Consider the following 13,789-nt stretch of genomic DNA (forward strand, 5'->3'; position numbering starts at 1 on the left):
GGCTATTGTCGGGGGCGGCAGGCCGTACGGCTGCGCCGGGTTCGGACCCGGACGGCCGCAGTTGTGACGAGGAGGCCATTGCCGAACAGGGGTCATCAAGGATCCACGGGCAATGGCCTCCTCAGCATGCGCACGAGGAGATTTCCATGAACCAGGGCGCCGCCTCCGCCGAGAGGACGGACGGCAAGGACGTCACACCTCCCCGCTTTCTCCTGAAGCTGTCGGGAGAGGCCTTCGCGGGCGACGGAGGGCTCGGCGTCGACCCCGACATCGTTCACAAGATGGCGCGGGAGATCGCCGCTGTTGTCCGGGACGGTGCCCAGATCGCCGTGGTCATCGGCGGCGGCAACTTCTTCCGCGGGGCCGAGCTGCAGCAGCGCGGCATGGACCGGGCCAGGTCCGACTACATGGGCATGCTGGGCACGGTCATGAACTGCCTCGCCCTCCAGGACTTCCTGGAGAAGGAAGGCATCGACTCGCGGGTGCAGACGGCGATCACCATGGGGCAGGTCGCCGAGCCGTACATTCCGCTGCGGGCGGTGCGGCACCTGGAGAAGGGCCGCGTCGTCATCTTCGGCGCCGGCATGGGGATGCCGTACTTCTCCACCGACACCACGGCCGCCCAGCGCGCGCTGGAGATCAACGCCGAGGCGCTGCTGATGGGCAAGAACGGGGTGGACGGTGTGTACGACGCCGACCCCGCCAAGCACCCGGACGCGGTGAAGTACGACGCCCTCGACTACGGCGAGGTCATCACCCGCGACCTGCGGGTCGCCGATTCCACGGCGATCACCCTGTGCCGGGACAATTCGCTCCCCATTCTGGTCTTCGAACTGCTGGCCGAAGGCAATATCGCCCGCGCCGTAAAGGGTGAGAAGATCGGCACGCTCGTGAACAGCCAGGGCCGACGGGCCTGACGGCCCGTCACGTCACGTCATACACATTCGAACCAGGAGCACGTGGTGATCGAAGAAGCCCTCCTCGAGGCTGAGGAGAAGATGGAGAAGGCGGTCGTCGTCGCCAAGGAGGATCTGGCAGCGATCCGCACCGGCCGTGCCCACCCGGCGATGTTCAGCAAGCTCGTGGCCGAGTACTACGGCACGCCGACCCCGATCAACCAGCTGGCCTCGTTCTCGGTGCCAGAGGCCCGGATGGCGGTGGTGACCCCGTTCGACAAGAGCGCGCTGCGCAACATCGAGCAGGCGATCCGCGACTCCGACCTCGGCGTCAACCCCACCAACGACGGTCACATCATCCGGGTGGTCTTCCCCGAGCTGACGGAGGAGCGCCGCCGGGAGTACATCAAGGTCGCCAAGGCCAAGGGCGAGGACGCCAAGATCTCGATCCGCGGTGTGCGCCGCAAGGCCAAGGAGTCCATCGACAAGTCCGTCAAGGACGGCGAGGTCGGCGAGGACGAGGGGCGGCGCGCGGAGAAGGAGCTGGACGACACCACCAGCAAGTATGTCGCCCAGGTCGATGAGCTGCTGAAGCACAAGGAAGCCGAACTGCTCGAGGTCTGAGCGGAGCGCGGGCGGGCTCCCACGCCCCGCCGCGCCCCGTAACGCCGTACCGCCGCCACGCCATCGAAGGACGAAGGACACCGCCACCCGTGAACGAACCATCCTGGCGCCCGCCCCAGCCCGCGGCCGGGTACGGGGAACCGCCCGCGTACGCACACCAGCACGCGGCGGGACACACGGGTGACGGTACCGGCCACGGGCAGGACCGCGGCGCGCCGGGCGACGCCGCCGCCACGCCTGCACCGGCGGCGTCCGCGCCCGGCGGCAAGCGGGCGGGCCGCGACCTGCGGGCCGCCGTCGGCGTGGGGCTGGCCCTGGGCGCGGTGATCATCGCCGCGCTGTTCGTGTACAAGCCGGTTTTCCTCGGCGTGATAGCGGTCGCCGTCATGGTCGGTGTCTGGGAGCTGTCGAGCCGGCTGGCCGAGCAGAAGCAGATCCGGGTGCCGGTGGTGCCGCTGGCGGTCGGCGGCGCCGCGATGGTGGTGGCGGGATACCTGCGCGGTGCGGCGGGCTCCTGGGTCGCGCTGGGGCTCACGGTGCTCGTGGTGCTGCTGTGGCGGATGGCCTACGCCCCGGAGACCTATCTGCGGGACGCCACGGCCGCGGTCTTCGCCGCGTTCTACGTCCCCTTCCTGGCCACCTTCGTGGCGCTGATGCTCGCGGCGGACGACGGACCGTGGCGGGTGCTCGTCTTCCTGATGCTGGTGGTCGTCAGCGACACCGGCGCGTACGCGGTGGGCTGGCGGCTGGGCCGCCGCAAACTCGCCCCGCGGATCAGCCCCGGCAAGACCCTGGAAGGACTGGCGGGGGCGATCTCCTTCGCGATGGTGGCCGGCGCCCTGTGCTTCGGCTTCCTCATCGAGGACGCCCTGTGGTGGCAGGGCCTGCTGATGGGCCTCGCGGTCGCGATCTGCGCCACCCTCGGGGACCTGGGCGAGTCCATGATCAAGCGTGACCTGGGCATCAAGGACATGGGCACGCTGCTGCCGGGCCACGGCGGCATCATGGACCGGCTCGACTCGCTGCTGCCCACCGCGCCGGTGGCCTGGCTGCTCTACCTGGCCTTCACCGGCGCCGGATGAACCCGCGCGGGTGAATCTGCGACACTGGCAGAACCATGCCTAAGCCCGGAGAACTCACCTTTGTCGCGCCGCGCGGAGCCAAGAAGCCGCCGCGCCACCTGGCCGATCTGACCCCTGCGCAGCGCCGCGAGGCGGTGTCCGCCCTCGGGGAGAAGCCGTTCCGCGCCCAGCAGCTGTCGCGGCACTACTTCGCGCGGCTGACCGACGACCCGGCGGCCTGGACGGACATCCCCGCCGCCGCCCGGGAGCGGCTGGCCGGCGGGCTGCTGCCGCAGCTGATGTCGGTGGTGCGGCACATCAGCTGCGACGACGGCGCCACCCGCAAGACACTGTGGCGGCTGCACGACGGGACGCTGGTGGAGTCCGTGCTCATGCGGTACCCGGACCGGGTCACCATGTGCATCTCCTCCCAGGCCGGCTGCGGCATGAACTGCCCGTTCTGCGCCACCGGCCAGGCCGGGCTCGACCGCAATCTGTCCACCGCGGAGATCGTCCACCAGATCGTGGACGGGATGCGGGCGCTGCGCGACGGAGAGGTGCCCGGCGGCCCCGCGCGGCTGTCGAACATCGTGTTCATGGGCATGGGGGAGCCCCTGGCCAACTACAACCGGGTCGTCGGCGCGATCCGGCGGCTGACCGACCCGGAGCCGGACGGCATCGGGCTGTCCCAGCGGGGCATCACGGTCTCCACGGTCGGCCTGGTACCGGCGATGCTGCGGTTCGCCGACGAGGGACTGAGCTGCCGGCTCGCGGTGTCGCTGCACGCCCCCGACGACGAGCTGCGCGACACCCTGGTGCCGGTTAACACCCGGTGGAAGGTGCGCGAGGTGCTGGACGCGGCGTGGGAGTACGCGGAGCGTTCCGGCCGGCGGATCTCCATCGAGTACGCGCTGATCAGGGACATCAATGACCAGGCGTGGCGGGCGGACCTGCTCGGCAAGCTGCTGCGGGGCCACCGTGCCCACGTCAATCTCATTCCGCTGAATCCGACGCCCGGCTCCAAGTGGACGGCTTCCCGGCCCGAGGACGAGGCGGCGTTCGTCGCGGCGCTGGAGGCCCAGGGCGTGCCGGTCACCGTCCGGGACACCCGGGGGCAGGAGATCGAGGGTGCCTGCGGCCAGCTGGCGGCGGCCGAGCGGTAACGGCGCTGCCCCGGCCCGCCGGGGCAGCGGGCCGCGGCATCACCGTCGGCCGGGTCGGCCCACTCCGCGGTGATCGGGCGCGATCGGGCTCCCGGCCCGTTCTTCAGCGGTCCGGGCGGTTCTGTCCGGACCTGCTGCTATCGTGACATCGAACAATCGCATTACTCCGACAGGGGAGCGCTCGCAGCGCTGAGAGTGCGGCAGCAGGCCGCAGACCCTCGAACCTCGCCCAGGTCATGCTGGGTAGGAAGTCGACGACTCTCGTGCTGCCCGCGTGTGCCCTCCTTGAGAAAGCAGCACGATGACGCGCAGCAGCACCCGCCGGCTCGCGGCGGCCCTCGCCCTCGCCCTGGCCTCGGTCACCCTGACGGCCTGCGGCGGCGGAGGCGACTCCGACGGCGCCGGGACCTCGGGCGGCGAACAGGTCACGCTGGTCACCCACGACTCGTTCAACGTCTCGCCCGAGGTGCTGGAGCGCTTCACCGAGGAGACCGGCTACCGCGTCCGGATCCTGCGCGCGGGCGACGCCGGGGTGATGGTCAACCAGGCGGTGCTCTCCAAGAACAACCCGCAGGGTGACGTGCTCTTCGGCATCGACAACACCCTGCTCTCCCGCGCCCTGGACGAGGGGGTGTTCGCCCCGTACGAGGCGGCGGGCCTGGAAGCGATCCCCGAGATGTACCAGCTGGACGCCGGCGAGTACCGGGTGACCCCGGTCGACACCGGCGACATCTGCGTCAACTACGACCGCGCGTACTTCGACGAGCACGACCTCGCTCCGCCGCAGACGCTGGACGACCTCACCGACCCGGCCTACCGCGACCTGCTGGTCGTGCAGAACGCCGCCACCTCCTCGCCCGGCCTCGGTTTCCTGCTGGGCACCGTCGCCGCCTACGGCGACGACGGCTGGCAGGAGTACTGGCAGGCGCTGCGTGCCAACGGCGTCGAGGTGGTCGACGGCTGGGAGCAGGCGTACAACGAGCGCTTCTCCGGGGCGGCAGGCGGTGCGGGTGACCGGCCGCTGGTGGTCTCCTACGCCTCCAGCCCGCCCGTCGAGGTGATCTACGGCGAGGGCGAACTGCCCGAGGAGGGCCCGACCGGAGTCTCCACCGGTACCTGCTTCCGGCAGATCGAGTTCGCCGGGCTGCTCTCCGGAGCCGGCAACCCCGAGGGCGGACAGGCACTGCTGGACTTCCTCATCGGCCAGGACTTCCAGGAGGACCTGCCGCTGCAGATGTTCGTCAACCCGGTGCACCCCGACGCCGAACTGCCGCAGGAGTTCGTCACCTACGGCGAGACGATCGAGGAGCCGCTGACCATGGAGCCGCAGCGGATCGCGGAGCACCGGGAGAGCTGGGTCGCGGCGTGGACCTCACTGGTCATCAGGTAGGCCGGGGGAGCGGGGCGGCAGCTCTGCCCGAGCCGCCGACCCGCACTCCGGCCACGGCGCCCTCTCCGCCACGGTCCGCGGAGGCCGCGCGGGCACGCCGCCGGGCCACCGCCGTACGGCTGGCGCTGCTGGCGGTGCCGCTGGTCTTCTTCGCCCTGTTCTTCGCCTACCCGGTCGCCGCCATCGTCGGCCGCGGACTGCGCGACGGCGGCAGCTGGCAGCTCGGTCCCGCCGCCGACGTGCTCGCCGATCCCGGCATCCGCAAGGTGCTGTGGTTCACGCTGTGGCAGGCCGCCGCCTCCACGGCGCTCACCCTCGCCCTCGCGCTGCCCGGAGCCTACGTCTTCGCCCGGCTCGACTTCCCCGGCAAGCGGCTGCTGCACGCCGCCGTCACGGTGCCGTTCGTGCTGCCCACCGTCGTGGCCGGCGCCGCGTTCCTGGCCCTGCTGGGCCGGGGCGGCGTGCTGGACGAGCTGTGGGGGGTACGGCTGGACACCACGGTGTGGGCCATCCTGCTGGCCCACGTCTTCTTCAACTACGCGGTGGTGGTGCGCACGGTCGGCGGTCTGTGGTCGCAGCTCGACCCCCGCCAGGAGGAGGCGGCGCGGGTGCTGGGCGCGAGCCGGGCGGCGGCCTGGCGCCGCGTGACACTGCCCGCGCTCGCTCCCTCGGTGGCCTCCGCGGCGCTGATGGTCTTCCTGTTCACCTTCACCTCCTTCGGGGTGGTGCAGATCCTCGGCGGACCGCGCTACGCCACCCTGGAGGTGGAGATCTACCGGCAGACCGCGCAACTGCTCGATCTGCCGACGGCCGCCGTTCTCACGCTCCTCCAGTTCGCGGCGGTCGCCGCGCTGCTGCTGTTCCACGCGCGCACCGTGCGCCGCGCCGAATCCGCGCTGCGGCTGGTGGACGCGGGCTCCGCGGCGCACCGGCCGCGCGGCGCCGCACAGTGGTCGCTGCTCGCGGGTGTCCTGGCCACCATCGCGCTGCTGCTCCTGCTGCCGCTCGCCGTCCTGGTGGAACGTTCCCTGGCCGGCCCCGACGGCTACGGCCTCACCTACTACCGGGCGCTGACCAGTACCGACAGCGGCACCTTCGTGGTGGCGCCGTGGGAGGCGATCGGGCACTCGCTGGCGTACGGAGCGGTCGCCACCGTCATCGCGCTGACCGTGGGCGGGCTGGCAGCCGCCGCCCTCACCCGGCGGGCCGGACGCTTCACCCGGGGTTTCGACGCCCTGCTGATGCTGCCGCTGGGGACCTCCGCCGTCACTGTCGGCTTCGGGTTCCTCATCGCGCTGGACGAACCGCCGCTCGATCTGCGCTCGTCCTGGATCCTGGTCCCGCTGGCCCAGGCGCTGGTCGGCGTCCCGTTCGTGGTCCGCGTGCTGCTGCCGGTGCTGCGGGCCGTCGACGACCGGCTGCGGCAGGCGGCGGCCGTCCTGGGTGCCTCCCCGCTGCGCGTGTGGCGCGAGGTCGATCTGCCGCTGGTACGGCGGGCGGCGCTGGTCGCCGCGGGGTTCGCGTTCGCGGTGTCGCTGGGGGAGTTCGGCGCCACCGTCTTCATCGCCCGCGCCGACACCCCCACGCTGCCCGTCGCGGTGGCCCGGTTGCTGGGGCGCGCCGGGCAGCTCAACTACGGACAGGCGATGGCCCTGTCCACCATTCTCATGCTGGTGTGCGCCGCCACGCTGCTGATCCTGGAGCGGCTGCGCCCCGGCCGCGCCGGAGAGCTGTGAAGGGAAGTACCCCGATGCCTCTGCTGCGCCTGGACGGGCTGACCGTGCGCTTCGGCGCGCACACCGCGCTGGACGATGTGCATCTCGACGTTGCCGAACGGGAGATCGTGAGCGTGCTGGGCCCGAGCGGCAGCGGCAAGTCCACGCTGCTGCGCGCGGTCGCCGGGCTGCGTCCTGCCGACGCCGGTACGGTCCTGCTCGGCGGGGAGGACCAGTCAGGGGTCCCCACTCACCGGCGCGGTCTGGGCCTGATGTTCCAGGACCATCAGCTGTTTCCGCAGCGTGATGTCGGCGGCAACATCGCTTTCGGGCTGCGGATGCGCGGCGTGCCCCGCCGTGCGGCGCGGGAGCGGGTGGCCGAGCTGCTCGATCTGGTGGGCCTGCCGGGTGCCGGCGGCCGGTCGGTGGGCTCGCTGTCGGGCGGCGAGCAGCAGCGGGTGGCGCTGGCCCGCGCGCTGGCGCCCCGCCCGCGGCTGCTGATGCTGGACGAGCCGCTGGGGCAGCTGGACCGGGGGCTGCGGGAGCGGCTGGTGGTGGAGCTGCGGCAGTTGTTCCGCGGGCTGGGCACCACGGTCCTGGCCGTCACCCACGATCAGGGCGAGGCGTTCGCCCTGGCGGACCGGGTGGTGGTGATGCGGGCGGGGCGGATCGCGCAGAGCGGCAGCCCGGCGGAGGTGTGGCAGCGCCCGTCGTCCGAGTTCGTGGCCCGGTTCCTCGGCTTCCGCAATGTGACGGGTGCGACGGTGCGTGGCGGTGTGGCGCAGACGCCGTGGGGGGCGGTGCCGGTGCCGGAGGGGACCCCCGAGGGCGTCGGACGGCTGCTGATCCGGCCGTCCGGAGTGGGCATCACGGGGGACGGCAGCGGCGGTGGCGGCGCGGACACCGGCGCGGCGGACGGTCCGCGCTGCACGGTGACGGCGCGTACGTTCCGGGGCGAGCGGGTGGTGGTCCTGCTCGATCCCGAGCGCGGGCCACAGCTGGAGGCGTCCGTACCGCTGCGGCACGCCCCGGCGGAAGGGGAACGGGTGCGGGTGGTCTTCGATCCGCGTGAGGTGGTGCCGCTGGCCGGGGCCGAGGGCGGGGACGAACCGGCCGACGCATGAAAGTTTCTGTCTGTACGTCCGCCGGGTGGCGAAGTAAATTGTCGGCGTCCCGTCAACCACCCCGGGAAGGGCCGTATGAGACGGATCGTGGCCACTTTGCTCACCGCGCTGAGCCTCCTGCTCGGCAGCGTCGTCCTGGCGGGCCCGGCCCGCGCCGAGTTGTCGGCATCGCCGCCCGAACAGTGGCGCAGTTACTGGGTCGATGCCTTCAACGACGGTATCTACACCCCGGAACAGGTCAGCACACTGATCGACGACGCCCGCGCCGTCAACGCCAATGTGCTCATCGTGCAGACCGCCCGCCGCTACGACTGCTTCTGCAACCGGGCGCTGTACCCGCGCACCGACGCCGCGATCGCCCCCGCCCCCTACGACCCGCTGGACGAGGTCATCGCCCAGGCGCACGCCGCAGGACTCCAGGTCCACGCCTGGGTGAACGTCAACACGCTGTGGAACAGCGCCACTCCGCCGCGCTCCGCCGATCACGTCTTCAACCGGCACGGGCCCACCGCCGAGGGCCGCGACCGCTGGCTGAACAGGAAGGCCGACGGCACCGAGTTGCAGGGCGCCAACTCCTACATCGACCCCGGGCACCCGGACGCCGCCGCGTACATCGTCGAAGCCATCCGTTCGCTCGTACGCGAGTACGACGTGGACGGCATCAACCTCGACTACATCCGCTACCCCGACGGCAGTTCCACCACCACGCACAGCGACTGGGGCTACAACGAGGTCGCACTGGAACGCTTCCGCGAGGTCACCGGCCGTACGGATACCCCCGCTCCCGACGACGCCGCCTGGAGCCAGTGGCGCCGCGACCAGGTCACCTCCCTGGTCCGCCGCATCTACCTGGGTATGTGGGAAGAGGATCCGGCCGCACGTCTGTCGGTCAACGCCATCACCTATGGTTTCGGGCCCCAGTCGGTGGGCGGCTGGGAGGCGACCCGCACCTACGCCGAGGTGCTGCAGGACTGGGCCGGGTGGCTGGCCGAGGGCATCACCGACACCGTGGTCACCATGAACTACAAACGGGACTGGAACCCCGACCAGGCGCAGATGTACAGCGAATGGACCCAGTTCCTCGCCGACGCCCAAGCCGGCCGGCAGGGCGTCACCGGCCCCGCGCTCTACCTCAACCCGGTGGAGGGCAGTCTCGCCCAACTGCGGGAGGCCCTGGCCCCCACACCCGCCGGAAACACGGCGGCGGGCTGGAGCGGCTACTCCTACGCGAACCCGAGCATGGACGTCGCGGAGAACGGGCTCGCGGCCGAGCGGGAACGGCTCACCGCCGCGCTCACCACCGGCCCGGACGCGCCGTTCGCCGAGCCCGCCACGGTGCCCGGCATGGCGTGGAAGTCGGCTCCTGCCGACGGCCATGTGACGGGCGAACTGGCGCTGCGCGACGGGACGCCGCTGGATCAGGCCCGGGTCACCCTGCGGCACCTCGGCGCGGGCGGCGGCACGGTGCGGACGGTGACGGACGGCACCGGCTGGTTCGGGTTCGCCCACGCCGCCCCGGGGCGGTATCTGCTGACGGTGGATCTCCCCTCGGGCGTGGTGGGCGCTCCCGTGAGCACGGTCGTGGTCCGGGAGGGCCGGATCGCCGAGGCCCCCTTCGCACCGTTCCGGCCCGTGCGCTGACCGCGGCACGTCCGCGCGGTGAAGTCCGCCAGGCCGGCCGCGGCGTCCCGTCGCGGCCGGCTGGTCGCGGTCCGGGGGCGCGGCGGCCGTGGGCGGGACGCGTCGCTCGCGCGGAGCGCCCGGCCGTCTGCCGTACGGGCGCGTCCCCCATACGGCGCCGGCCCGGCTGACGCCTCGCGGCCAACCGCCGGAACCGGCAACGGCGCCGGACGGCCTAGGCGCGGATCGGCAGCACCAGCGTCTGGAACACCAGCCAGGTCAGCGGTGCGAACAGCACCAGCACCGCCACGATCCGCAGCAGTGCAGCGCGGCGGATCAGACCACGCGGCGCGCCCACCCGCAGCAGCGCGGCGGTCGCCGCCGCCCGCGCCGTCCGTGACTCGTGGACCGTCGCCGCGATGGTGCCCAGGGCGCAGACCAGCACGATGCCGGTCCCCAGGGCGCTGAGCGGCCCGAACAGCCGCGGCCCGTCGAGGTGGAGCGCCGCCAGCGCCGCCGCGACGGCCACGCACAGCGCGCCGACCGCGTGCCCCAGCCGCTCCGCCTCGCTCTGCAGCACCCGCCCCGCCAGCAGCCGCAGCGCCCCGGGACGTCCGACGGCCAGCGCCCGGCCGCACAGATGGGTGAGCGAGGGCGCCGCCACGATGACACCGGTGGCGATCAGCAGCCAGCCCGCGACCACGCCCGGCGTGAGCCCGCTGAGCGCGCCCGGCAGGGTGAGCGCCCCGTCCGCGTCGCTGGGCGGACGCTCCGTGAACCCGGCGTACCCGCTGAACGCGATGCCCGCGCCGGTCAGCGCCGCCCCCCACGGCAGCCCGGTGGGGGCCTGCACCGGTGGCTCGCCCGGTCCGGAGTCCGCCGCGGTCGCCCCCGCCATGCCGGGCGGGACCGCGGGCGCCGGCGGCATCGGGGGCGGCAGCGGCGAGGACTGCCGCGCCGGTGCCGCCCGCCCGCGCAGCGCGAGCGCCGCCGCGACGGCCGCCGCCGCCGGAACGATCGTCAGCAGGGTCAGCGCGGCGGCCAGCGGCAGCGGCCGGTCGGCCGCCAGCAGCCCCGACGCTGCGCCGTCGAACGGGAGCCCGGAGATGTCGCCGCGCAGATGAAGGAACACCAGCAGGGCGAGCGCACTGCCGAGCAGTGCGGCGATCGCCGTGGACACCGCCGCCAGCACCGGCAGCCGCGCCGGGCCGAGACCGGCCGTGTCCAGTCCCGAGCGCGGGCGCCCCGCCGGGTCGGCGCGCGCCACCGCCACCGCCAGTTGGACCGTCGCGGCGATCGGCAGCAGGCACCAGGCCAGCCGCAGCGCCGCCTGGTCGCCGTCCCCGGGATGGGCGCTGGCCCAGCCCAGGCCGCTCAGCAGCAGAAACCCCACGCCGCCCGCCGCGACGGCCACCAGCAGCCGGCGGGCCAGGGCCAGCGGCCCGGAGCCGCGGGCTAGGCGGAGAGCGAGCATGCCGGCTCGGACGTCGAGTCGGCCTCGCGGCCGTCCAGCAGGGTCAGGGTGCGGTCGGCGAGCGTGGCGACCTCCGGGTCGTGGGTGGCGAGCACCACGGTGATCCCGTGGGAGCGTCCGGCGCTGGTGAGCGTCCGCAGGGCCTGGGCCCGGTCGGCCCGGTGCAGTGGCGCGGTGGGCTCGTCCGCGAAGACCACGGCCGGCTTGTGCACCAGCGCCCGGGCGATCGCGATGCGCTGACGCTGCGCCTGGAGCAGCGCGGCGGGCCGCTTGCGCGCGCAGTCGCGGACGTCGAGCCGTTCGAGCCAGTCGAGCGCGGCGCGCTTGGCGGCGCGGTGGCCGGTGCCGGTGAGCAGCAGCGGCAGGGCGGCGTTCTCCCAGGCGGTCAGCTCGGGCACCAGGTGGGGACGGTCGCCGACCCAGCCGAACTTGTCGCGGCGCAGCCGCTCGCGCGAGGTGGGGGTCAGGGTGTGCACCGGCATTCCGCTGAACCAGACCTCGCCCCCGCTGGGCACCAGGAGCCCGGACAGACAGCCCAGGAGTGTGGTCTTGCCGCAGCCCCGGGGGCCGGTGACGGCCACGATCTCGCTCTCCTGGATGCCCAGGGAGACCCCGAGCAGCGCGGGGGAGCCGCCGTGGGAGTAGTGCACGTCGCGCGCCCACAGCACGTCGTCGTCTGGTGGAGCCATCCTTGCCGGGACCTCCGCTCATGAGGGCTGGTGCCGCCCGGCCGGGGGAACCGACCGGCCGGTGCGACGGTCACAGGCGCTGCTGCCGCCGGAGCGGCGATGCTAGCAACGGGAGGCCGCGAATCGGGACATAGCGGAGCGGGTCGGCGAGGCGCGCGACCGGGTGTACGCCAGGGGGCGGCCCCGGGCGGCGCCAGGCGCCCGGACGAGCGAAGAGCGCCCCCGGAAGGCCGGAAAATCTCCCATGATTCGTGTGCTGATTCGTTGTTTTTCCCGGGACGGCGCCGCTCAGGGCGGAGATTTCTCGACAGCGGCGGTGTTGCCACAGAGGCGTACGGGCATAGGGTGAGGTGTCCCACCCTCCCCAGAACCAGCGAGCAGGAGGCCGTTGTGACCACCGAACCGCGCCGGCTGCGCAACTACATCGGCGGTACGTTCCGCGACGCCCACGACGGGCGCACCACCGAGGTGATCGACCCCGTGACGGGTGAGGCCTACGCCCTGGCCCCGCTCTCCGGGCCGGCCGACGTGGACGCCGCCATGGCCGCCGCCGCCGAGGCGTTCCCCGCCTGGCGGGACGCCACCCCCGCCGCCCGCCAGCTGGCCCTGCTGAAGGTCGCCGACGCCTTCGAGCGGCACGCCGACGAACTGCTGGCCATCGAGTGCGAGAACACCGGCAAGCCGCTGGAGCTGACCCGGCAGGAAGAACTGCCGATGATGCTCGAACAGATCCGCTTCTTCGCGGGCGCCGCGCGCATGCTGGAAGGCAAGTCCGCCGGCGAGTACATGACCGGCATGACCTCCTTCGTCCGCCGCGAACCGGTGGGCGTCTGCGCCCAGGTGGCGCCATGGAACTACCCCATCATGATGGCGGTGTGGAAGTTCGCCCCCGCGCTCGCGGCCGGCAACACCGTGGTGCTCAAGCCGTCCGACACCACCCCCGCCTCCACCGTGTACGCCGCCGGGCTGCTCGGCGAGATCCTGCCGCCCGGTGTGTTCAACGTCGTCTGCGGCGACCGGGACACCGGCAGGCTGATGGTCGATCACCCCACCCCCGCCATGGTGTCGATCACCGGTTCGGTACGCGCGGGCGGCGAGGTCGCGGCGGGCGCCGCGGCCGGACTCAAGCGCGTCCACCTGGAACTGGGCGACAAAGCGCCCTGTCTGGTCTTCGAGGACGCCGACCTCCAGGCCGCCGTCGCGGGCATCCGCGACGCCGGCTTCTTCAACGCCGGCCAGGACTGCACGGCGGCCACCCGGGTGCTGGTGCACGAGTCCCTGCACGACGACTTCGTCGCCGCCCTCACCAAGGCGGCGCAGGAGGTCAAGACCGGCGACGTGACCGACCCCGACTGCACCTACGGCCCGCTCAACAGCGCCGCCCACCTGGAGAAGGTGGCCGGCTACATCGACCGGCTGCCGGCCCACGCCAGGATCGAGACCGGCGGCAAGCGGATCGGCGAACGCGGCTACTTCTACGCCCCCACCGTGGTCAGCGGGCTGCGCCAGGACGACGAGATCATCCAGCAGGAGGTCTTCGGCCCGGTCATCACCGTGCAGAAGTTCACCGACGAGGCCGAGGGCGTGCGGTGGGCGAACGACGTGGAGTACGGTCTCGCCTCCTCGGTGTGGACCCGCGACCACGCCCGCGCCATGCGGCTGTCCAAGGCGCTGGAGTTCGGCTGCGTGTGGATCAACACCCACATCCCGCTGGTGGGCGAGATGCCGCACGGCGGCTTCAAGAAGTCCGGATACGGCAAGGACCTCTCCGCCTACGGCATGGAGGACTACACCCGGGTCAAGCACGTGATGACGGCGCTGTGACCCGGTGGCTTCCCGGCGGCCCGTAGGGAGCGCCGCCGGGAAGCCACCGGCCGCGCGGCGGTCAGGACCGCGCGGCCAGTACGTCGCGCAGCCGGCGCGCTTCCGTCAGCAGCCGCGTGGAGCCCCGCCGGGCGGCGTACTCCGCCAGACCGGGCACCGCAACTTCGGCTCCAGCACACACCGCGCACTCGGTGCCCAGGGCCCACATG

11 protein-coding genes and 1 riboswitch are annotated in these 13,789 nt (G+C 72.8%); of the genes, 9 read left to right on the plus strand and 2 right to left on the minus strand.

From position 1 onward, the window contains the following. Positions 1–146 precede the first annotated feature (146 nt). The 8 genes from pyrH (at position 147) to ACFV5N_RS05000 (ending at position 9,614) form a co-directional block, all read left to right on the plus strand. Positions 147–917 (plus strand): UMP kinase, encoded by a 771-nt coding sequence (pyrH, locus tag ACFV5N_RS04965; protein WP_385594147.1) that lies wholly within the window; start codon positions 147–149, stop codon positions 915–917. A gap of 45 nt (positions 918–962) precedes the next feature. Continuing rightward, positions 963–1,520 carry a ribosome recycling factor gene (gene frr / locus ACFV5N_RS04970; protein WP_026047740.1) on the plus strand — a complete coding sequence of 186 codons (558 nt, stop codon included), beginning with the start codon at positions 963–965 and terminating at the stop codon, positions 1,518–1,520. Between the two features lie 89 nt (positions 1,521–1,609). Then, complete coding sequence (locus ACFV5N_RS04975) at positions 1,610–2,602, plus strand: phosphatidate cytidylyltransferase (protein WP_385594150.1); 993 nt, start codon at positions 1,610–1,612, stop codon at positions 2,600–2,602. A gap of 35 nt (positions 2,603–2,637) precedes the next feature. Further along, entirely contained in the window at positions 2,638–3,744 is a 1,107-nt protein-coding gene (rlmN, locus tag ACFV5N_RS04980; protein WP_026047741.1) for a 23S rRNA (adenine(2503)-C(2))-methyltransferase RlmN, read from the plus strand. Positions 3,745–3,905: 161 nt separating this feature from the next. Then, positions 3,906–4,011: riboswitch (TPP riboswitch) on the plus strand. A gap of 34 nt (positions 4,012–4,045) precedes the next feature. Beyond that, positions 4,046–5,134 (plus strand): thiamine ABC transporter substrate binding subunit, encoded by a 1,089-nt coding sequence (locus tag ACFV5N_RS04985; protein WP_385594155.1) that lies wholly within the window; start codon positions 4,046–4,048, stop codon positions 5,132–5,134. A gap of 128 nt (positions 5,135–5,262) precedes the next feature. Then, entirely contained in the window at positions 5,263–6,870 is a 1,608-nt protein-coding gene (locus ACFV5N_RS04990) for an ABC transporter permease (protein ID WP_385594175.1), read from the plus strand. A gap of 14 nt (positions 6,871–6,884) precedes the next feature. After that, on the plus strand, positions 6,885–7,973 hold the full coding sequence (locus ACFV5N_RS04995) for an ABC transporter ATP-binding protein (RefSeq protein ID WP_385594158.1): 1,089 nt from the start codon (positions 6,885–6,887) through the stop codon (positions 7,971–7,973). A gap of 87 nt (positions 7,974–8,060) precedes the next feature. Then, positions 8,061–9,614 carry a family 10 glycosylhydrolase gene (locus ACFV5N_RS05000; RefSeq protein WP_385594161.1) on the plus strand — a complete coding sequence of 518 codons (1,554 nt, stop codon included), beginning with the start codon at positions 8,061–8,063 and terminating at the stop codon, positions 9,612–9,614. A 214-nt stretch (positions 9,615–9,828) separates the two neighbouring features. On the opposite strand, the gene ACFV5N_RS05005 is transcribed toward ACFV5N_RS05000, so the two are convergent. After that, entirely contained in the window at positions 9,829–11,067 is a 1,239-nt protein-coding gene (locus ACFV5N_RS05005; protein WP_385594164.1) for a hypothetical protein, read from the minus strand. Then, a complete protein-coding gene (locus tag ACFV5N_RS05010; protein ID WP_385594166.1) occupies positions 11,049–11,756 on the minus strand; it encodes an ABC transporter ATP-binding protein in 708 nt (235 codons plus the stop codon). Before ACFV5N_RS05010 ends, ACFV5N_RS05005 begins: the two co-directional genes overlap by 19 nt. Before the next feature lie 390 nt (positions 11,757–12,146). Between ACFV5N_RS05010 and ACFV5N_RS05015 the strand changes: the two genes are divergently transcribed. Next, positions 12,147–13,580, plus strand: coding sequence for a gamma-aminobutyraldehyde dehydrogenase (locus ACFV5N_RS05015; protein WP_385594169.1), 1,434 nt, complete (start codon positions 12,147–12,149; stop codon positions 13,578–13,580). Positions 13,581–13,789: the final 209 nt, after the last annotated feature.

Origin of the sequence: Streptomyces sp. NPDC059853, assembly GCF_042731495.1 — a bacterium.
Classification (GTDB): domain Bacteria; phylum Actinomycetota; class Actinomycetes; order Streptomycetales; family Streptomycetaceae; genus Streptomyces.